The sequence below is a fragment of the Streptomyces sp. NPDC024017 genome (assembly GCF_040638895.1).
Classification (GTDB): Bacteria; Actinomycetota; Actinomycetes; order Streptomycetales; family Streptomycetaceae; genus Streptomyces.
Genome location: NZ_JBEZYZ010000004.1, coordinates 307,362 through 325,065, shown reverse-complemented (window position 1 = coordinate 325,065; position 17,704 = coordinate 307,362). Strand labels below are relative to the sequence as shown.

At 72.9% G+C, this 17,704-nt stretch carries 15 protein-coding genes and 1 pseudogene; 6 read left to right on the top strand and 10 right to left on the bottom strand.

Going from position 1 to position 17,704, the window contains the following annotated elements; all coding sequences use genetic code 11:
• The first annotated feature begins 1 nt into the window (after window position 1).
• Together AB0G20_RS12815 and AB0G20_RS12810 are read left to right on the top strand one after the other, a co-directional pair.
• Window positions 2-589: a histidine phosphatase family protein gene (locus AB0G20_RS12815; RefSeq protein WP_361300144.1), complete on the top strand. Its 588-nt coding sequence runs from the start codon at window positions 2-4 to the stop codon at window positions 587-589.
• Window positions 590-648: 59 nt separating this feature from the next.
• Complete coding sequence (locus AB0G20_RS12810) at window positions 649-2,115, top strand: membrane-associated oxidoreductase (protein WP_361300141.1); 1,467 nt, start codon at window positions 649-651, stop codon at window positions 2,113-2,115.
• Here AB0G20_RS12810 and AB0G20_RS12805 read toward each other — a convergent pair.
• Entirely contained in the window at window positions 2,102-3,898 is a 1,797-nt protein-coding gene (locus AB0G20_RS12805; protein ID WP_361300138.1) for a TIM barrel protein, read from the bottom strand. The two genes, AB0G20_RS12810 and AB0G20_RS12805, sit on opposite strands and share 14 nt — an antisense overlap.
• A gap of 14 nt (window positions 3,899-3,912) precedes the next feature.
• Window positions 3,913-4,788, bottom strand: a complete 876-nt coding sequence (locus AB0G20_RS12800; protein WP_361300135.1) for a shikimate dehydrogenase — start codon at window positions 4,786-4,788, stop codon at window positions 3,913-3,915.
• A 142-nt stretch (window positions 4,789-4,930) separates the two neighbouring features.
• Here AB0G20_RS12800 and AB0G20_RS12795 point away from each other — a divergent pair, with 142 nt between their 5' ends.
• The 3 genes from AB0G20_RS12795 to AB0G20_RS12785 all read left to right on the top strand — a co-directional run bounded on the left by AB0G20_RS12795 (window position 4,931) and on the right by AB0G20_RS12785 (window position 8,713).
• Window positions 4,931-5,596 (top strand): TetR/AcrR family transcriptional regulator, encoded by a 666-nt coding sequence (locus AB0G20_RS12795; protein WP_361300132.1) that lies wholly within the window; start codon window positions 4,931-4,933, stop codon window positions 5,594-5,596.
• A 162-nt stretch (window positions 5,597-5,758) separates the two neighbouring features.
• The gene (locus tag AB0G20_RS12790) at window positions 5,759-7,117 is read left to right on the top strand and encodes an MFS transporter (RefSeq protein ID WP_361300129.1); all 1,359 of its coding nucleotides are present in this window, start codon (window positions 5,759-5,761) and stop codon (window positions 7,115-7,117) included.
• 366 nt (window positions 7,118-7,483) lie between these two features.
• Window positions 7,484-8,713, top strand: coding sequence for a serine hydrolase domain-containing protein (locus AB0G20_RS12785; protein ID WP_361300126.1), 1,230 nt, complete (start codon window positions 7,484-7,486; stop codon window positions 8,711-8,713).
• A gap of 6 nt (window positions 8,714-8,719) precedes the next feature.
• On the opposite strand, the gene AB0G20_RS12780 is transcribed toward AB0G20_RS12785, so the two are convergent.
• From AB0G20_RS12780 to ribA, 3 genes are all read right to left on the bottom strand, one after another.
• Entirely contained in the window at window positions 8,720-9,877 is a 1,158-nt protein-coding gene (locus AB0G20_RS12780) for a saccharopine dehydrogenase family protein (RefSeq protein WP_361300123.1), read from the bottom strand.
• Window positions 9,867-10,928: a saccharopine dehydrogenase gene (locus AB0G20_RS12775; RefSeq protein ID WP_361300120.1), complete on the bottom strand. Its 1,062-nt coding sequence runs from the start codon at window positions 10,926-10,928 to the stop codon at window positions 9,867-9,869. The genes AB0G20_RS12780 and AB0G20_RS12775 overlap by 11 nt, the downstream gene beginning before the upstream one ends.
• Before the next feature lie 144 nt (window positions 10,929-11,072).
• Window positions 11,073-11,732, bottom strand: coding sequence for a GTP cyclohydrolase II (ribA, locus tag AB0G20_RS12770; protein WP_361300117.1), 660 nt, complete (start codon window positions 11,730-11,732; stop codon window positions 11,073-11,075).
• Between the two features lie 41 nt (window positions 11,733-11,773).
• Here ribA and AB0G20_RS12765 point away from each other — a divergent pair, with 41 nt between their 5' ends.
• Window positions 11,774-12,502 carry a creatininase family protein gene (locus AB0G20_RS12765; RefSeq protein ID WP_361300114.1) on the top strand — a complete coding sequence of 243 codons (729 nt, stop codon included), beginning with the start codon at window positions 11,774-11,776 and terminating at the stop codon, window positions 12,500-12,502.
• Window positions 12,503-12,609: 107 nt separating this feature from the next.
• Here AB0G20_RS12765 and AB0G20_RS12760 read toward each other — a convergent pair.
• The 5 genes and pseudogenes from AB0G20_RS12760 to AB0G20_RS12740 all read right to left on the bottom strand — a co-directional run.
• Window positions 12,610-13,620, bottom strand: a pseudogene (locus AB0G20_RS12760) (lysylphosphatidylglycerol synthase transmembrane domain-containing protein); the annotation flags it as partial.
• 155 nt (window positions 13,621-13,775) lie between these two features.
• Entirely contained in the window at window positions 13,776-14,870 is a 1,095-nt protein-coding gene (locus tag AB0G20_RS12755; RefSeq protein ID WP_361300111.1) for a class I SAM-dependent methyltransferase, read from the bottom strand.
• Complete coding sequence (locus AB0G20_RS12750; RefSeq protein ID WP_361300108.1) at window positions 14,867-16,072, bottom strand: glycosyltransferase family 4 protein; 1,206 nt, start codon at window positions 16,070-16,072, stop codon at window positions 14,867-14,869. The genes AB0G20_RS12755 and AB0G20_RS12750 overlap by 4 nt, the downstream gene beginning before the upstream one ends.
• Window positions 16,069-16,467, bottom strand: a complete 399-nt coding sequence (locus AB0G20_RS12745; protein WP_030843501.1) for a 6-carboxytetrahydropterin synthase — start codon at window positions 16,465-16,467, stop codon at window positions 16,069-16,071. Before AB0G20_RS12745 ends, AB0G20_RS12750 begins: the two co-directional genes overlap by 4 nt.
• Before the next feature lie 171 nt (window positions 16,468-16,638).
• On the bottom strand, window positions 16,639-17,619 hold the full coding sequence (locus AB0G20_RS12740) for a zinc-binding alcohol dehydrogenase (protein WP_361300105.1): 981 nt from the start codon (window positions 17,617-17,619) through the stop codon (window positions 16,639-16,641).
• Window positions 17,620-17,704 lie beyond the last annotated feature (85 nt).

Here is a 17,704-nt window from a genome sequence, read left to right as displayed (position 1 = left end):
CGTGGGTGATCTGCTGCTGGTCCGCCACGGCGAGACGGAGTGGAGCCGGAGCGGACAGCACACCAGCTTCACCGACCTGCCCCTCACCCCGAACGGGGAGGAACAGGCCAAGTCGCTCGCCCCGCTCCTCGCGGACCGCTCCTTCGCACTGGTCCTCACCAGCCCGCTCGCCCGCGCGGTGCGCACCGCCGAACTCGCGGGCCTGACGGGGGCCGTGCGGGACGCGGACCTGCACGAGTGGTACTACGGCGCCTACGAGGGTGTCACCTCCGAGGAGATACACCGCACCCGGCCCGACTGGGACCTGTGGACCGACGGCGGGCCGCCCGGCCCCGACGGCCGGCCCGGCGAGTCCCCCGAGCAGGTCGGCGAACGGGCCGACCGGGTGCTGACCCGGGCGGCGAAGGCGCTGCCCGAGGGCGATGTGATGCTGGTGGCCCACGGCCACTTCCTCCGCGTCCTGACAGCCCGCCGGCTGGGTCTGCCCCCGGCGCGGGGGCAGTTGTTCCGGCTGGAGACCGGGACAGTCAGCCGGCTGTCGACCGAGCACGGCCGGCCCGTGATCGCGGAGTGGAACACCAGGGCGTAACCGGTCCCGGCCGGAGGTGAGTTGACAGCCTCCGGCCGGGCACGTCAGAGTCCCCGCTGATGCAGATCGACAACATGACACCCGCCGAGGAGCGGGTGTGGCGTGCCTTTCCGCGCGGGCAGGACGTGGACTTCCGGGGCCCGGCCGACGAGGACCCGGCGCGGGGCGCGGACTGGGGCCCCGAGCGGACCGTGCGGGCGGCCGTGCTGCGCGCCCTGCTGCTGAGCGCGCCGCAGGAGGACGGGGAGGTCGCCACCCTCAGACTGGCGGGCGCGCGGATCACCGGGGTGCTGAACCTCCAGTACGGCGAGATCGACCACGCCGTGCGCCTCAGTGACTGCTGCTTCGAGGACGTGCCCGTGCTGTACGCGGCGCGGCTGCGCCAGCTGAACCTGCGCGGCTCCGCCCTGCCCGGCCTGGACGCCGCCACCCTGCGCGTGGACAGCGTCCTGCGCCTGTCGGGCTGTCAGTTCGCCGGGCCCGTGCGGCTCGGCGGTGCGCAGATCTCCGGCGCGCTGTTCATGGACGGGGCCGACATCGACGAGCCTCCGGGCGGACAGCCGGCGCTCCAGCTCAACCACGTGACCGTCGGGGACGGACTGTCGGCACACGGCCTGCACACGCGCGGCGAGGTGCGGCTGACGGGTGCGTCGGTCGCCGGCACGATCGACTTCAACGGGGCGCGGCTGCAGGCCGGTACCGGTGAGGTCGCCGTCGACGCGGAGACGCTCACGGTGGAGGGCGACGCCCTGCTGCGCGAAGCGGACGTGCTGGGCTGGATCGGCCTGCGCGGCGCCCGGATCGCGGGCCGTCTCGACCTGTCGCACGCGCGGCTGGCGAACCCGGGCGACGCGGCGCTGCGGGCCAGCAGCTGCACCATCGGGGAACTCTGGCTGCGCAAGGGCCCTCCCATGGAGGGCACCCTCAATCTGCGCCGCGCCCAGGTGGACGTGCTGTTCCTGGAGCCGGAGGTGGTCCCCGAGGAGGTCCTTCTCAACAGTCTCGTCTACACCTCCCTCACCCCGCACGAGCCCGCGGAGCGGCGCCTGGCGATGCTGGAGCGGGACGGCGAGGGCTATGTCCCGCACGCCTACGAGCAGTTGACCGCCGCCTACCGCAGGATCGGCGACGACCCTGCGGCCCGCCTCGTCCAGCTCGCCAAGCAGCGCCGCCGGCGCGGCACCCTGCCCTGGTACGGCCGGCTGTGGGGACACGTGCAGGACGCCACCGTCGGTTACGGCTTCCGCCCCCTGCGGGCCGCGGGCTGGCTGGTGTCGCTGCTCGTGGTCGGCTCCCTCGCCTACGCGCTGCACCACCCCGCGCCGCTGAAGGCGGACGAGGTACCGCAGTTCAACCCGGTGTTCTACACCCTCGATCTGCTGCTGCCGGTCATCTCCTTCGGGCAGGAGGCCGCGTTCGCCCCCACCGGCGGCTACCAGTGGCTCTCCTACGCCCTCGTGCTCACGGGCTGGATCCTCGCCACCACCGTCGTCACCGGCATCACCCGGACCGTCAGCCGCCAGTGAGCGAACGCACCGTGTGCTGCGCGGCCAGCCGCACCGGGGCGTTGGCGGCGCCGTAGCCCCGGTAACCGCCGTCGCGCTGGACCAGTTCGAAGAAGACCCGGCCGACGGTGCGGGTGTAGCAGTGGCGGAAGACGCCGTGCGCGTCACGGTCGTAGAGGATGCCGAGGTCGCGGTAGGTCTCCAGCTCGCCGTCGGCGAACTCGAAGCGGGCGGCGAGGTCGTCGTAGTAGTTCGCCGGGACCGGCAGCAGAGTGCCGCCCGCGTCCCGGAAGCGGCGGGCCGAGGCGACCACGTCGTCCGTGGCCAGGGCGATGTGCTGGGCGTGGACCGTGTCGTCCGTGGGCGCGGCGCCGACGGTGAGGGCGATCCGGACGCTGCCGTCGGGGGTGGTGACGGCGCGGCTGCGCATCAGTCCGTAGGGGTCGGCGACGTCGACGCTCTCCTGTGCGTGCAGGCCGAGCACGCCGCGGTGAAAGAGGGCCGCCTCGTCGAAGTGGTGCCAGGGCTGGGTGAGGGCGAGGTGGTCGATGCCCCGGATGCCCGTTTCCGCCGAGGGCAGCCCCGTGTCCTCGAAGTCGGCACGCCAGTCGGGCAGTTCCGGGCGGCCGGTGGCGCAGAAGAACAGCTCCGTGCCGTCGGGCGCGGCGACCGCGTCGAGCACCGCGTCCTGCGGGGCGCGACGGCGCGGCAGGACGGGCGCGAGCAGTGCCTCGGCGCGCCGGGCGGCTCCGGCCGGATCCGGTGACTCCAGCCCGATCGCGGCGAGCTGGGTGCCGTCGCGGCGGACGGCCGGCCCGGTGTTGACCAGGATCCGGGCGTCGCCCTGCTCCCACAGGCCGACGGGCTTGCCGCGGTGCCGTGCGGTACGGGTGAAGCCCAGGGCCCCGAGCAGGGCGGCGAGGGGTTCGGCGTCGGGCGTGACCAGCTCGGCGAAGGCGACGCCGGTGGGGACCACGGGGACGGGCAGGGGTGCCCTGCCCACCGTCTCCTGGAGGACCAGCAGCGAGCGCCGGGCGTCGACGGCGGTCGGGCCGGCATCGGCCTGCCGGAACACGTCGTTGAAGACCTCCAGGGAGAGCGGGCCGTCGTAGCCGGTGGCCAGCACGTGGCGCACCAGCCCCGCGACGTCGAAGCCGCCCTGCCCGGGGAAGCAGCGGTAGTGGCGGCTCCACTGCAGGACGTCCATGGCGAGCAGCGGGGCGTCGGCGAGCTGGAGGAAGAAGATCTTCTCGCCGGGGATGTCCTCGATGCCCTTGGGGTCCGAGCCGCGCGACAGGATGTGGAAACTGTCCAGGCAGGTGCCGAGCGCCGGGTGGCCGGCCGTCTCGACGATGCGCCAGGCGTGGTCGTACGTGCTGACGTGCCGCCCCCACGCGAGCGCCTCGTAGGCCACCCGGATGCCGGACTCCCGTGCCAGGTCGGCGAGTCGGCCGAGCTGCTCGGCGGCGAGGGCGTCGTCGTCCACCGCCTGCGGGGAGACGCTGGAGCAGACGAGGACCGTGTCGGCGCCGAGCCGGCGCATCAGCTCGAACTTGTGCCGGGCCCGCCGCAGGTTCCGGGCGAACTCCGCCTCGGGGACGGCCTCGATGTCCCGCATCGGCTGGTAGAGGTCGATGCGGAGCCCGAGGTCGGCGCAGCGGGCGCGGATGTCCTCGGGAGCGAGGGGGCTGGCGAGCAGGTCGTTCTCGAAGATCTCCACCCCGTCGAAGCCGGCCCGGGCGGCGGCGTCGAGTTTCTCGGTGAGGGAGCCGCTGAGGGAGACGGTGGCGATGGACGTACGCACGTCGGTACCTCTCTCTAGTTCGAAGCCCCGACGGCCCCGGCCAGTTCGGTCAGGTCCGCCAGCATCCGCGCTGCGTCGGGTTCCCGGCCGGTGAACAGGCGGAACGCGTCGGCGGCCTGGAAAGCGGCCATGCCGCCGCCGTCGAGGGTGGCGCAGCCCAGGGCGCGGGCGGTGCGCAGCAGCTGTGTCTCCAGCGGGCGGTAGACGACCTCGGCCACCCACAGCCCGGAGTGGAGCAGCTCGGCGGGCAACGGCAGGCCGGGGTGGGCGGCCATGCCGGTGGGGGTGGCGTGGACGATGCCGTCGGCGTGCGCGAGCAGCTCGGCCTGCCGGTCCGGGCGGGCGGCGGCCGCGCGGCCCTCCCCGAAGGTCCGGTTCAGGGAGCCGGCCAGGGCCGCGGCCCGCTCGGGCAGGGCGTCGACGACGGTGACCCGTTCGGCGCCGAGGGTGAGCGTGGCGTGGGCGACGGCCGCGCCCGCACCGCCGGCGCCCAGCTGCACGACCCGCTCCAGCGGCGCGTCGGGCAGCCCGCGGGCGAACGACGCGGCGAAGCCGGTGACGTCCGTGTTGTGGCCGACCGCGCGGCCGTCCTCGAACACGACCGTGTTGACGGCGCCCAGTGACTCGGCCTGCGGGGCGAGCGCGTCCAGGTGCTCGATGACGAGCTGCTTGCAGGGGTGCGTGATGTTGAGCCCGTCGAAGCCCAGGTCGCGGGCGGCCCGCAGCAGATCACCCACCGCCTCGGGCGGCACCCCCAGGGTGTCGATGTCGATCAGCCGGTACAGCAGGCGCAGGCCCTGCCGGTCGGCCTCCCGCTCGTGCAGGGCCGGGCTGAGTGACGGGCCGATGCCGGAACCGATCAGTCCGACGAGGTACGACTCCTTGGGCACGCGCGCCTCCCGAGCGGCTCACTAATGTACGAACTAGTACGTTAGCTATATCAGTCGAGCACGAGCTCGGGAAGACCCCTCGGGCGGACGGGCCCCTGCTTCTAGAATCACCGGCACCCGCCCCTTTGCCCGAAGGAACCTGATGACCAGCGTCGAAGAACCGGCACGATCCGGCGAGCGCATCCGTGACGCCGCCCGCACCCGGGCCGAAATTCTCGACGTCGCCACCCAGGAGTTCGCCCGCGCCGGCTACGACGGGGCCCGGGTGGACGAGATCGCCGCCCGTACCCGCACCACGAAGCGGATGATCTACTACTACTTCGGCGGCAAGGAGCAGCTGTTCACAGCCGTGCTGGAGCGCGCGTACGGCGTGATCCGGGAGGCCGAGCAGCAACTCGACGTCGACCATCTGGACCCGGTGGCTGCCATCCGGCGCCTGGCCGAGCTGACCTTCGACCACCACGAGCAGCACCCCGACTTCATCCGCCTGGTCAGCATCGAGAACATTCACGAGGCGCAGCACATCGCCGGCTCCGAGAAGCTCGGGAAGATGGGCTCCCCCGCCCTGGACGTGATCCGCCGGATCCTGGCGTCGGGCCAGGAGTCGGGCCTGTTCACGGCCGACGTCGACGCCGTCGACCTGCACGCCATGATCTCCTCCTTCTGCTTCTTCCGGGTCTCCAACCGGCACACCTTCGGCGCGCTGTTCGGCCGCGACCTGCTCGACGGGGCGCAGCGCGCGCACTACCGCGCGATGCTGGGCGACATGGTGATCGCCTACCTGACGGCGGAGCGCACGGCGCACTGAACGCCCCGCGCACGACCCCTTGACACCGGCGGCGCACCGGCGCAGCATCACTGGCCATCCCCTACTAACTACCCAGTGGGTTAATTAGCCGCGATCCGGCCCGTCCCCTCTGCTTGCCGTTCTTCTCACTCCGCCTATGGTGGAGCCCGCTAAGGAGCCGCCGTGTCCGTCCCCGCCATGCCCCAAGGGGCCGCCGCCCCACCCGGTCAGCCGAAGAAGGCCGCGACCGCCGCCTGGATCGGCAGCGCGCTGGAGTACTACGACTTCTTCATCTACGGCAGCGCCGCCGCGCTGATCTTCCCCGAGGTGTTCTTCGACGAGTCCGACCCGGCCACCGCGACCCTGCTGTCGCTGGCCACGTTCGGCGTCGCGTACGCCGCCCGCCCGGTCGGCGCGCTGGTCCTCGGCCACTTCGGCGACAAGCTCGGCCGCAAGAAGATCATGGTCTTCACGCTGATGCTGATGGGGCTGTCGACGTTCCTCATCGGCTGTCTGCCGACCCGGGACCAGGTCGGCAACCTCGCCCCGGTCCTGCTCGTGCTGTGCCGGGTGCTGCAGGGCATCTCGGCGGCGGGCGAGCAGGCCAGCGCCAACTCCATGACGCTGGAACACGCGCCACCGGACCGGCGCGGCTTCTTCACCAGCTTCACCCTCAGCGGCACCCAGGGCGGCCAGCTGCTGGCCACGCTGGTGTTCATCCCGGTCGCCGCACTGCCCGAGGACCAGTTGCTGTCGTGGGGCTGGCGGCTGCCGTTCTGGCTGAGCGTCGCGGTCGCCGTCGTCGGCTGGGTCATCCGCCGCAAGCTGGACGAGACGCCGGCCTTCGCCCAGCAGGCCGCTCAGGACGGTGTGGCCAAGATGCCGCTCGTGGTCCTGCTCCGCGATCACTGGGCGGACGTGCTGCGGGTGATCGCGGGTGCGCTGGTCGCCTCGGTCAGCACGATCTTCACGGTGTGGGCGCTGGCGTACGCCACGAGCGACGCGGTCGGCATGTCGCGTACGGCCATGCTGTGGGTGGGCGCCCTGGCCAATGTCGTCGCGCTCGCCGCGATCCCGCTCTGGGCGACGCTGTCCGACCGGATCGGGCGCCGCCCGGTGTTCCTGATCGGCGCGGTGGGCAGCGCGGTGACGATGTTCCTGTACCTGTGGGCGGTCTCCACGGGCTCCTACCCGCTGACGTTCCTGACGGGCATCGTCTGCTTCGGCGTGGTCTACAGCGCCGCGAACGGTGTGTGGCCCGCCTTCTACGGCGAGATGTTCGCGACCCGGGTCCGGCTGTCCGGCGTGGCCATCGGCACGCAGATCGGTTTCGCGGCGGCCGGGTTCGCGGTGACGTTCGCGGCGCAGATCGCGGGGCCGGGGGGCGACAACTGGTCGGCGGTGGCGCTGTTCACGGCGGCGCTGTGCGTGCCGCCCGTGATCGCGGCACTGTCGGCGCGGGAGACGCACCGGGTCCCGACCGAGGCGCTGGGTGACCGTGCGGTCCGGGAAGCCGTGTCGCCGGAGAAGGTGACGGCCTGAGGCCATCAGGTGCTGCTGCCGGGCCCTTTACGGGCCCGGCAGCTCGCGCTTCAGCTGGTGGACCAGCCTCGCCGGCACAGGACCAGGCGGTAGCCGTCCGGGGCGTGCCAGTCGGCGTCGGGCCGGCCGAACGCAGCTGACCCCGCTCACCGGCGTCGAGCGGCACCGTCGCCTGCCTGCGACCTGATCCAGCCGACAGGCCCTCGGTGTATTGCCCCCAGAGTTGTTCAGCGGGTCGACACACCCAGGCCCTCGCTCACGTGTTCCTGCGCGATCATGAACCGTTCCTGCACCACGATGGGGTCTGAGGCGGTCCGGGCGGGGTAGGCCGGATCTCACCTCGACGAGCGCGACGGGAGAAGAGCCATGGCACAGCTGCGACAAGAGGTCGATCCGGGTGAGGCCGGGCTGGATCCGCAGGTGCTGGGCCGCCTGGACCGGACCTTCGCCCGGCTGGTCGACGACGGGCGTCTGCCGGGCTTCCTGGTGTCCGTCGCCCGGGCCGGGCGCGTCGCCCACCTCACGACGCACGGACTGCGCGACATCGCGGCCGGGCTCCCGGTCGAGCCCGACACGCTGTGGCGGGTGTACTCCATGACGAAGCCGGTCACCGCGGTCGCCGCACTGCTGCTGGTGGAGGAGGGCCGGCTGTCGCTGGACGACCCGGTCGCCGACCACCTGCCCGCCTTCGCCGACCCGCGGGTCTACGTCGGCGGCTCCGGGGCGGACGTCGAGACCCGCCCCGCCGACGGCCCGATACTCGTCCGGCATCTGATGACCCACACCTCGGGTCTGACCTTCGGCTTCTACCACACCCACCCCGTCGACGCCCTGTACCGCGAGGCCAACCTGGAGTCGTCGGTGCCGCCGGGCGCGAACCTGGCCGAGACCATCGAGGTGTACGCGAGCCTGCCGCTGCAGTTCGAGCCGGGCACCGAGTGGAACTACTCGGTGGCCAGCAACGTCCTGGGCCGGATCATCGAGGTCGTGTCCGGGCAGCCGCTCGACGTGTTCTGCGCCGAGCGGATCTTCGGGCCGCTCGGCATGACGGACGCGGGCTTCCACGTCACGGACGCGCAGGCGCCCCGGCTCTCCGAGATGTACGGGGAGAAGGAGGGCGGCGGCATCGAGCCGATCCCGGGGCTCCCGCTGCGCGGCCGGCCGCGGTTCCTGTCGGGCAGCGGCGGCATGGTGTGCTCGGCCCACGACTACCACCGCTTCATGGAGCTGCTGCGCCGCCGGGGCGAGCTCGACGGCGTGCGGCTGCTCGCCCCGGAGACGGTGGATCTGATGACCCGCAACCACCTGCCCGGCGGCGCCGACCTGCGGGCCTTCGGCAGCCGCCCCGCCCACGACGAGCCCGGCAACGACGGGCTCGGCTTCGGCCTCAACTGCTCCGTGGTGATCGACCCGTCCCGCACCCTGGTGCCGTCCGGGCTCGGCGCGTTCGGCTGGAGCGGGGTGGCCACGACGACGTTCTGGGTCGATCCGGGCCGCGACCTGACGGTGCAGTTCATGACGCAGCTGCGGCCCAGGACCTCCCACACGGTCTTCAAGGATCTCAAGCGGCTGATCCACGAGGCCCTGACGGGCTGATGCCCGCTACTGGTCGACGCGGAGCGTGAACCCGACTCCGTCCCGGGCGAGTTCACTCAGCCAATGCTCGGACCGGGCGGCCGTCTCGGCGGCGCGGTTCAGGCCCGGCGGCAGGGAACCGTCCAGGACGTGGCGGACGCCGAGCGCGAGGGTCCGTGAGACGCAGCGGGCCATCGCGCTCTCCTCGGCATCGCCCACCAGGTCCAGCAGGTAACCGCCCGCCCAGGTGCGTCCGGACTCGGCCCGCACGTCCAGCGACACGGCGAGGACGACCCGGTCGTGGTCGGCGTCCGTGGTGGGGTGGGCGGCGGCCAGTTCCCGCGCAAGGGCGGCGATGCGGTCGTCGTCGCCGGTCCTCAGCTCCTCGAAGACGCCGTCCCAGGCGCGCAGCCAGCCCTCCAGACGCAGGGTGCCGCGAACGAACGTGCGCGGTGTCCAGGTGTCCGGCAGGCCGTACTGCGCGACGAAGGGGACGCTGTCGCGGTTGGGGTAGACCTCGAAGGTCTCCCCGTCGACGACATGCCGCCGGGTGGCCTCCCAGGGCCGCTCGGCGACCGTCTGCACCCCGCCCTCGATGTAACGGGCCGGGGAGCGCAGGGCGTTGAGGACACCCGTGGGTGCCCAGCTGAAGCGGTACGTGAAGTCGTTCGGGACGGCGGGGACACCGCCGCAGTACGACGTGAGGGTGTACGAGGCGGGCGTCTCGTCGCCGATCGCCTCCTGGGCCCGGGCGACCAGGGCGTGGGCGAAGAGGTGGTCGATGCCCGGGTCCAGCCCGGCCTCGGTGAGGACGACGAGCCCGGCCTCCCCGGCCGCGGGCACCTGCTCCAGCACCGCGTCCGACACATAGCTGGAGCACGCGAAGTGCGCCCCCTGCCGTACGCACTCCGCGAGCAGCGGCGCGTGCTCCGGCGCGGGCAGCATCGACACCACGACATCGCCCGGCGCGAGTTCGGCGGCGAGCGCGGACGGCGCGTACGCGCGGGGCTCGGCCCGTCCGGCGAGGCCCAGCCGGCCCAGGGCGTCGGACGCGCGGCTCTCGGTGCGGTGCCAGAGCCGTACGCGCTCGGCGGTGTCGCACAGCGCGGCAAGGCCGCTGCCCGTGGACAGGCCGGCGCCGATCCAGTGGACGGTGCCGCTCGCCGCTGCCGGTTCAGTGGTCAAGGGGCTCCCCCTTGTCGAGGCCGTGCGCGCGGGAGGCGTCACGGAACCGGTCCAGGCAACGTCCCCAGGGCCCGGAGACGCCGAAGTCGAGCAGGTGGGGCAGCAGGGCGGCCGAGAAGTCGGCGCTGGACTCCAGGGGCAGCAGGGAGGGCAGGTTGTCGATCGCGATCAGGTCGAGCGGGGGTTCATCGCGCAGGCGCCGGACGGGCTCGTCCCAGGAGGTGGTGTCGTCGTACACGGGAAGGACGTTGAGCGGAGAACCGACGTCGCAGGTCACGTCGCACAGGGTGCGCAGGCGGCGGTCGGAGGTGTCGAGGTCCTGCTCGCGGAGGAAGGGCGGGACGGGGGTGGTGGCGAGCACCGCGTTCACCATCACGTCGTGCCGCAGCAGGGCGGGGCGGTCCAGGTCCCGGGTCTCGGCGAGGTCCCAGCAGGTCGGGTCGACGCCGGCGGTGGCGAAGGCCGTGCGGGCGCCGCGGCCGCTGCGGCCCAGGGCGCCGATGACGAGGCCGGTGAACTCGGCGTCACCGGCGGCGGGCTTGAGCGTCTCGTCCAGGTCTTCCTTGGTGGTCGGCGCCAGTGGTGCCCGCAGCCGGCCCCGGTGCCGGAGCACGGCCAAGGCCGCGCCCAGATAGCCGGCCCAGAAACCGAAGGCGGCGAGGCGCCGCCCGGTGTCGTCCACCAGGTACTCCAGGTCGAACAGCGCCCCGCCCCCGGCGGCGAACCGGCCCAGCAGCTCCGCCGCTCCCGGCTGGCCCTTGTAGGCGTGGCCGAAGAAGATGTGCCGGTGCGTCAGTTCGGCCGGGTCCTCGGGCAGTTCCTTCAGGCCGAGCACGACGGCGTCCCGCGGCGCCGTCACCCAGGATCCCGCGGGGGCGACGCGGCAGCCGGCCGCCTCGTACTCCTCGATCGGGAAGACCCGCTGCGGGGACTCCTCGACGGTCAGTCGCACTCCGTCCCCGACGAGCCGCCGGGCGTCGTCGGGCACGATCGGAGTGCGTCGCTCGGTCGTTCGGGCCTCGTGGCGCAGCCACAGATGGAGCTCGGTCATACCAGGTGGGCCTCCGGCGTGAGGCGTCGGCCGCTGAGGGCCGACGCTTCTGGGGCGGACGTCCACGAAGCGTACGCGGCCCGCCTGCGGGTCGCGCACGGATTCGCCCAGGTCACGTCGGGGAACCGGAACCGGCCGAGGCGGTCAGGAGGAGCTGACCACCGCGTCCAGGTGGGGCAGATGGTGGTCGAGGCGCTCCCGCTTGGTGCGCAGATAGGTGATGTTGTTCTCGCACGGCGGGATCAGCAGCGGGACCTGCTCGGCGACCTCGATGCCGTGGTCCACCAGCGCCTCGCGCTTGCGCGGGTTGTTGGACATCAGGCGCACGGACCGCACGCCCAGGTCCTCCAGTATTCGCGCGGCGACACCGTAGTCCCGGGCGTCGACGGGCAGACCGAGGGCGAGGTTGGCCTCGACGGTGTCCAGGCCCTCCGCCTGCAGGGCCATCGCGCGCAGCTTGGCGAGCAGGCCGATGCCGCGGCCTTCATGCCCTCTGAGGTAGACGACGACGCCGGCGCCCTCGGCGACGACCGCGCGCAGGGCGGCGTCGAGCTGGTCGCCGCACTCGCAGTGCTGGGAGCCGAAGGCGTCGCCGGTCAGGCACTCCGAGTGCAGCCGGATGAGGACGTCGTCCGTGCCGATCTCTCCGTAGACCAGCGCCACCTGCTCGTCACCGCGGTCATGGTCCAGGTAGCCGACCGCCTGGAATTTCCCGTACACGGTGGGCAAGGGCGCATTCACGACGCGTTCCACGCCGGTCCGCTGCGCCGACTTCTTGCCGAGTACGCCAATTTTTTCTGTCATGATTCTCGAGTTCCTAAGCAGAGACGAAAGGCCGTGACGTTATGAGTGATCTGGTGCCGGCGGACACCACGGAAGACGTACGGACGCGGGGCGCCGATGTCTCACGGCAGGTCGCGGTGCTTCCCGTGGGGAGCTTCGAGCAGCACGGTCCGTACCTCCCGCTGGCGACCGACACGCTCGTCGCCTGTGCCATCGCGCGGGAGATAGCCGGCGCGTACCCGGTGCACCTCCTTCCTCCGGTGACGATCTCGTGCTCGCACGAGCACGCGGCCTGGCCGGGGACCGTCAGCATCTCCTCGGTGACCCTTCATGCGGTGGTACGGGACATTGCGGCTTCGCTGCGCCGGTCCGGGGTCGACACCCTGGTGGTGGTCAACGGGCACGGCGGCAACTACGTGCTGGGCAACGTGGTTCAGGAATCCTCCGCCCGCGGCGAGCGGATGGCGCTCTTCCCGGCCGCGGAGGACTGGGAGGCGGCGCGCGAGCGGGCGGGTGTGGTCACCTCGCTGCTCACCGACATGCATGCGGGGGAAATAGAGACCTCCATCCTTCTGCACGCTCATCCCGAATTTCTCCGACCCGGTTATGAAACTTCCGATTTCGTCGCTGACGACCGGCGTCATCTGCTCACCCTCGGCATGTCCGGCTATACCGATTCGGGTGTCATCGGCCGTCCTTCGCTGGGTTCGGCGGAAAAGGGGAAGGAACTCCTGGCGAGCCTCGCGGATTCCTTCGGGGCGTATTTCTCGATGCTGGCCTCCGACGAGTAGTCAGCCGCGGTCGCGGGGACGGGCTCCGGGTCCGGTACGACGGACCGGGTCCCGCCCCGCAGGCCCGCGTACCAGCGGGCGACGAGCACGATCAGGCCGGGCAGGCTGGCCACGAGGCTGAGCACCCCGTAGACGACCGCGACGGCGAGTCCCCGGCCGGCGCCCAGGCCCGCGGCGCCGAACGCCCAGGCGGTGACGCCTTCCCTGGGTCCCCAGCCGCCCACGTTCAGCGGCAGGCTCATCGCCAGCAGGGCGAGGACCGCGAGGGGCAGCAGGACGGCCACGGGGGCGGCGGTCCCGGCGACCCGGGCGGCGAGTACGAACATCGCGACGTAACCTGCCAGCACCACCACGGAGGAGACAACCACTCCGGGCCCGTTCTGTCGCGACAGCAGAACGTTGCAGGCCTCGGCGAGGACCGCGCGCAGCTTGCGGCCGCGGTGCGGGGGTGCCGTGCGGTTCATGCGCAGGGCGAGGACGACGGCGAGTGCGCCCAGCGCGGTCAGGGCCGCGAGCGGGGCGATGTGGCGGGCCTCGGCCAGCACCGGGGACGGCATGGTCAGCATGACGACGGCCCCGACGGCGAACAACGCGATCTGCCCGGCGGCCCGTTCGAGGACGACCGCCTTCACGCCCCGCCGCAGGTCCCCCTCGCTCTGCCCGTGCCGCACGGCCCGGTGCACGTCGCCGAGGACGCCGCCGGGCAGGGCCGCGTTCAGGAACAGCGCGCGGTAGTAGTCGCCGAGGGCCGGCCCGAACGGCAGCCGGATCCTGAGCCCCCGGGCCACGATCGCCCAACGCCACGCGCTGAACACGGTGGTGACGAGTCCGATGCCGAGCGCGAGCAGCAGCGACACCGCGTCGATCCGCCGCAGCCCGTCCAGGAAGACTCCGGTACCGAGCCGCCAGAACAGCACGCCCAGGATGGCGATTCCGGCGACGGTGCCGAGGTGCGTACGGACCTTGGGGGAGCCCAGCCGGGCCAGGGCCGTGCGGATCGGGCCGGGCGACGGCGGGCCGGCGCCGTCCGGGCCGGTGCCGTGCGAACCGGTGCCCGGCGACGGGGCTTCGGCGGTCCGGGCGGGTCCGGCCGGGTCCGAGGCGACGGGCTCGCTCATCTCACCCACGGCCGGGCTCGGCACGGCCGCGACCGCCCGGACCGCGGTCGCCGCACCGGATACCGCGGGCACCCGGCTGCCGATGCCGCCGGTCGCGCGCGACCGGGGGTGCCCGGTGAGCGTGGTGCGCGGACGCGTTCCCGTCGCCTGGAGGCTCATGACGCTCCGCCCGCCGGGCGGGACAGGGCCAGGAGGTCGACGTGGTGGACGGTGACGCGCAACTCGCCCGCCGCACAGGCCGCCAGCCGGTTGGTCAGGTAGACGTCGGCTTCGGCCCGCAGCTCGGGGCGCTCCTCGACGGCGGCGCCGACCCAGCCGCGCAGCCACTGCTCGGTGAGTGCGGCCTGCTCGGGGCCGAGCCGCCAGGCGCTCGGGTGCAGCCGTACGGTCGCGCCGTGCTCGGAGAACGCCTCGGCCGCCGCCGTGACCGCGTCGGGGCCGAGCAGGCCGTCGCGGCGCTGGTGGTCGTTGAACGCCTGGGCGATCTCCGCGTCCAGCGGGTGGGACGGGGTCAGTTCCACGCGCCCGGCGACGGACAGCGTCAGCAGGGCGGGGCAGCCGGCTCCGGCGCACGCGGCGGCCAGGGTGTCGACCTCCTCGCGCGTGAGGACGTCCAGCAGGGCGGACGCCGTCACCAGGGACGCGCCCTGCAGGGCGTCCGGGGTGAGACGGGCGACGTCGCCGCGCCGCGTCTCCACGGAGACCCGGCTGCCGTCGGCGGCCGAGCGCGGGGAGGAGACGGCGGCGAAGTGCAGCAGGTACGGGTCGCGGTCGTGCAGGATCCAGTGCTGGGTGCCGTCCAGGCGGGGCGCGAGCCAGCGGCCCATCGAGCCGGTGCCGCAGCCCAGGTCGTGGATGACGACGCCCGACTTGCCGGGCAGGTTGGCGAGCCGGATCCGCAGCGGGTCGAGCAGCTCGTGCGCCCGCGCGGCGGCATCGGCCGGCTCCCGCAACTCCAGCCACTCCGGCGCGTACCGGGGCGGATCGTCCGGGTTGGCCTCACGCAGTTTGACGGTGGGCCGCGAGCCGGGCTTGCCGCTGGGGCCGGCGCCGGGGATGACGGCCCCGGGGACCTGGCCCGGACCGAACTCCACGCTGGAGCCCAGATGCGGGATCACGGCCTCGGCGACCTGCCCCGGGCCGGGCTTCCCGCCCGGCATCGCGCTGTCCGTCACACCCGTGACCTCCCTCGGCCCGGGCTGCGCCGGGATCGCCCCGCTCTGCTGGGTCGTCGTCGCCGGGTTCGTCATGCGGCCCTCCGGGGTTCGGTCGGGAGCCGGCGCAGTACCGCCGCCAGGCTCTGTGCGGTCGTCGCCCAGCCGCCGAGGGCGGCGCGGCGGCTGCGGGCGGCGGCCTTCAGGCGGCGTCGTACGTCCGCCTCGCCGAACCAGCCGCGCAGTTCGGCGGCGATGGCGGCGGGGTTCTCCGGCGGGACGAGGATGCCGGGCACCCCGCCGTCGGGCGCGCGGCCGACCGCCTCGGGCAGCCCGCCGACGTCCGTGGCCAGCACCGGGATGCCCCGGGCCAGGGCCTCGGTCACCGCCATGCCGTACGTCTCGGCGTAGGAGGTGAGGACCATCAGGTCGGCGGTGGCGTAGCTGGCGTCGAGCGCGGGGCCGGACTTGGGACCGGCCAGCTCCAGCCGGTCCTCCAGGCCGTGCTTCCTGATGAGGGACCGCAGATGGGTGACGTACTCCGGGTCCTGGGTCAGGGCGCCGACGCACACGCAGCTCCACGGCAGCTCGCGCACCGCGGCCAGCGCCTCCACCAGCCGGTGCTGGCCCTTGCGCGGGGTCACGGCGGCCACGCACAGCAGGCGCGACACACCGTCGGTACCGGGCGCGAGCGGCGCGATGTCGGCGCCGGGGGCCGCGACGTGGACCCGCTCGGGGGGCAGGCCGTGGTGCGAGACCAGGCGGCGGACCGCCCAGTCGCTGGTGCCGATCACCGCCGGCACCGCCCGCAGCACCGTCCGCTCCTTGGCGTCCAGTTCGGCGGCGACCGCAGCGTCCAGTCCCGTCTCGTCACCGAGCGGGAGGTGGACGAGGACGGCCATGCTCAGCCGTTTCGCCTCGGGCACCACGACCTCCGGCACGCCGCAGGCCACCAGCCCGTCGAGCAGGACGGCGGCCCCGTCGGGCAACCCGCTCAGGGTGCGGGCGAGTTCCGTGCGGGCGTCGGCCCCAGGCCGGGGCCAGTCACCGGCCACGGCGTGCTTGGTCACCTGCCAGCCGAAGCCGGGCAGGTCCAGGCACACGCGCCGGTCGTAGGCGTTGCCGCCGCTCGGGGCCGTCGGGTCGTCGACGCCGCCCGGCAGCACGAAGTGCACGGTGCGCAGGGACATGGGGATGATCTCGGCGTTCTTCAGGGAAGCGTGCTGCACGGGAACATAATTCAGCCGCGCCGGCGCCGGACCCATGTGCTCGGGCCGCTCGATGGTCGTGTCGGTCACAGCGCACGCTCGTAACTCGCCCAGGCGATGTGCGACTCGTGCAGCGTGACGGTGAGGCCGGCGATGCCCTTGGCGCCCTCGCCCAGCGCACCCTTGTGGATGCGCTCGGCGAGCCGGTCGGCGATGACCTTGGCGAGGAACTCCGTGGAGGTGTTGACTCCGGCGAAGTCGGGCTCGTTGTCGAGATTGCGGTAGTTCAGCTCGCTGACGACCGCGCCCAGTTCCTGGGTGGCCAGCCCGATGTCGACGACGATGTTGTCCTCGTCCAGCTGCTCGCGCCGGAACGTGGCGTCCACGAGGAACGTGGCCCCGTGCAGGCGCTGGGCCGGTCCGAAGACGTCGCCACGGAAGCTGTGGGCGATCATGATGTGATCGCGGACGGTGATGCTGAACAACGGACGACCCTCCAGGTGCGGCGCGTCTGCTCCCCCGCTCCGGGTGCCGGGGATGCCGAGTAGTACGGCTCGTTACCTTCCCCTGTTCAGCCTTCCGTACGTCTTTTCTCAGGTCAGGCGCTCTTGTCGTGGCGAAGCCGTACCGGATGGAACGAATCGCCGGTCGATGCGTCAATCGCTCTCGTCGTAACGGACGCGGTGGCACAGCGCGGGGACCTCGCCGGAGACGAGCTTGGGCAGCACGTCCGGCAGGTCCTCGAAGCGGGATTCGCCGGTGATGAGGGCGTCGAGCGCGGGGTCGGCGAGCAGATCCAGGGCGACGGCGAGCCGGTCGGCGTAGGTGCGGTTCGGGCGGGCCGGGGAGACGGTGCCGACCTGGCTGCTGCGGATGACGAGCCGCCGGGAGTGGAAGGCCTCACCGAGCGGGAGGCTGACCTGCCGGTCGCCGTACCAGCTGAGTTCGAGGACGGTGCCCTCGGCGGTGAGGAGTTCCAGGGACCTGGCGAGGCCCTGCTCGGTGGCGCTGGCGTGCACGACCAGGTCGCGGTCCCCGTCGGCGTCCTGCGGCGTGGCGAAGCCGACGCCGAGCGCCTCGGCGATCTTCGCCCGGGACGGGTCGGCGTCGACCAGTTGGACGCGGACCCCGGGGAACCGGGCGAGGAGGGCGGCCACCGAGCAGCCGACCATGCCGCCGCCGACCACGGCGATCCGGTCGCCGACCAGGGGCGCGGCGTCCCACAGGGCGTTCACGGCGGTCTCCACGGTCCCGGCGAGCACGGCCCGTTCGGCGGGCACGGTGTCCGGGACGGGGGTGACCGCGGTGGCCGGGACGACGTAGCGCGTCTGGTGCGGGTAGAGGCAGAAGACGGTGCGGCCGATGAGTTCCCGGGGGCCTTCCTCCACCACGCCGACGTTGAGGTAGCCGTACTTCACCGGGCCGGGGAAGTCGCCCTCCTGGAACGGCGCGCGCATGGCCTGGTGCTGGCTGACGGGCACGCCGCCGCGGAAGACGAGCGTCTCGGTGCCGCGGCTCACACCGGAGAAGAGCGTGCGGACCAGCACCTCGCCCTCGCCGGGCGCCGGCAGGGTGACGTCCCGGATCCCGCCTCGCCCAGGCGAGTCGATCCAGAACGCACGTCCGGTGTGCTTCATCGAAGTCCTCCTGAACGATCGGGAAGCTGCTTGCGTACCGAGGGGTGCACAGGCCGCGCACAACGTAGCGGCGTTGATCGACTCT

Bases quoted from the DNA above. Each gene is read 5' to 3' on its own strand.
- AB0G20_RS12810 (WP_361300141.1), top strand. From the start codon at position 649: ATGCAGATCGACAACATGACACCCGCCGAGGAGCGGGTGTGGCGTGCC.
- AB0G20_RS12795 (WP_361300132.1), top strand. From the start codon at position 4,931: ATGACCAGCGTCGAAGAACCGGCACGATCCGGCGAGCGCATCCGTGAC.
- AB0G20_RS12785 (WP_361300126.1), top strand. From the start codon at position 7,484: ATGGCACAGCTGCGACAAGAGGTCGATCCGGGTGAGGCCGGGCTGGAT.
- AB0G20_RS12775 (WP_361300120.1), bottom strand. From the start codon at position 10,928: ATGACCGAGCTCCATCTGTGGCTGCGCCACGAGGCCCGAACGACCGAG.
- ribA (WP_361300117.1), bottom strand. From the start codon at position 11,732: ATGACAGAAAAAATTGGCGTACTCGGCAAGAAGTCGGCGCAGCGGACC.
- AB0G20_RS12765 (WP_361300114.1), top strand. From the start codon at position 11,774: ATGAGTGATCTGGTGCCGGCGGACACCACGGAAGACGTACGGACGCGG.
- AB0G20_RS12755 (WP_361300111.1), bottom strand. From the start codon at position 14,870: ATGACGAACCCGGCGACGACGACCCAGCAGAGCGGGGCGATCCCGGCG.
- AB0G20_RS12740 (WP_361300105.1), bottom strand. From the start codon at position 17,619: ATGAAGCACACCGGACGTGCGTTCTGGATCGACTCGCCTGGGCGAGGC.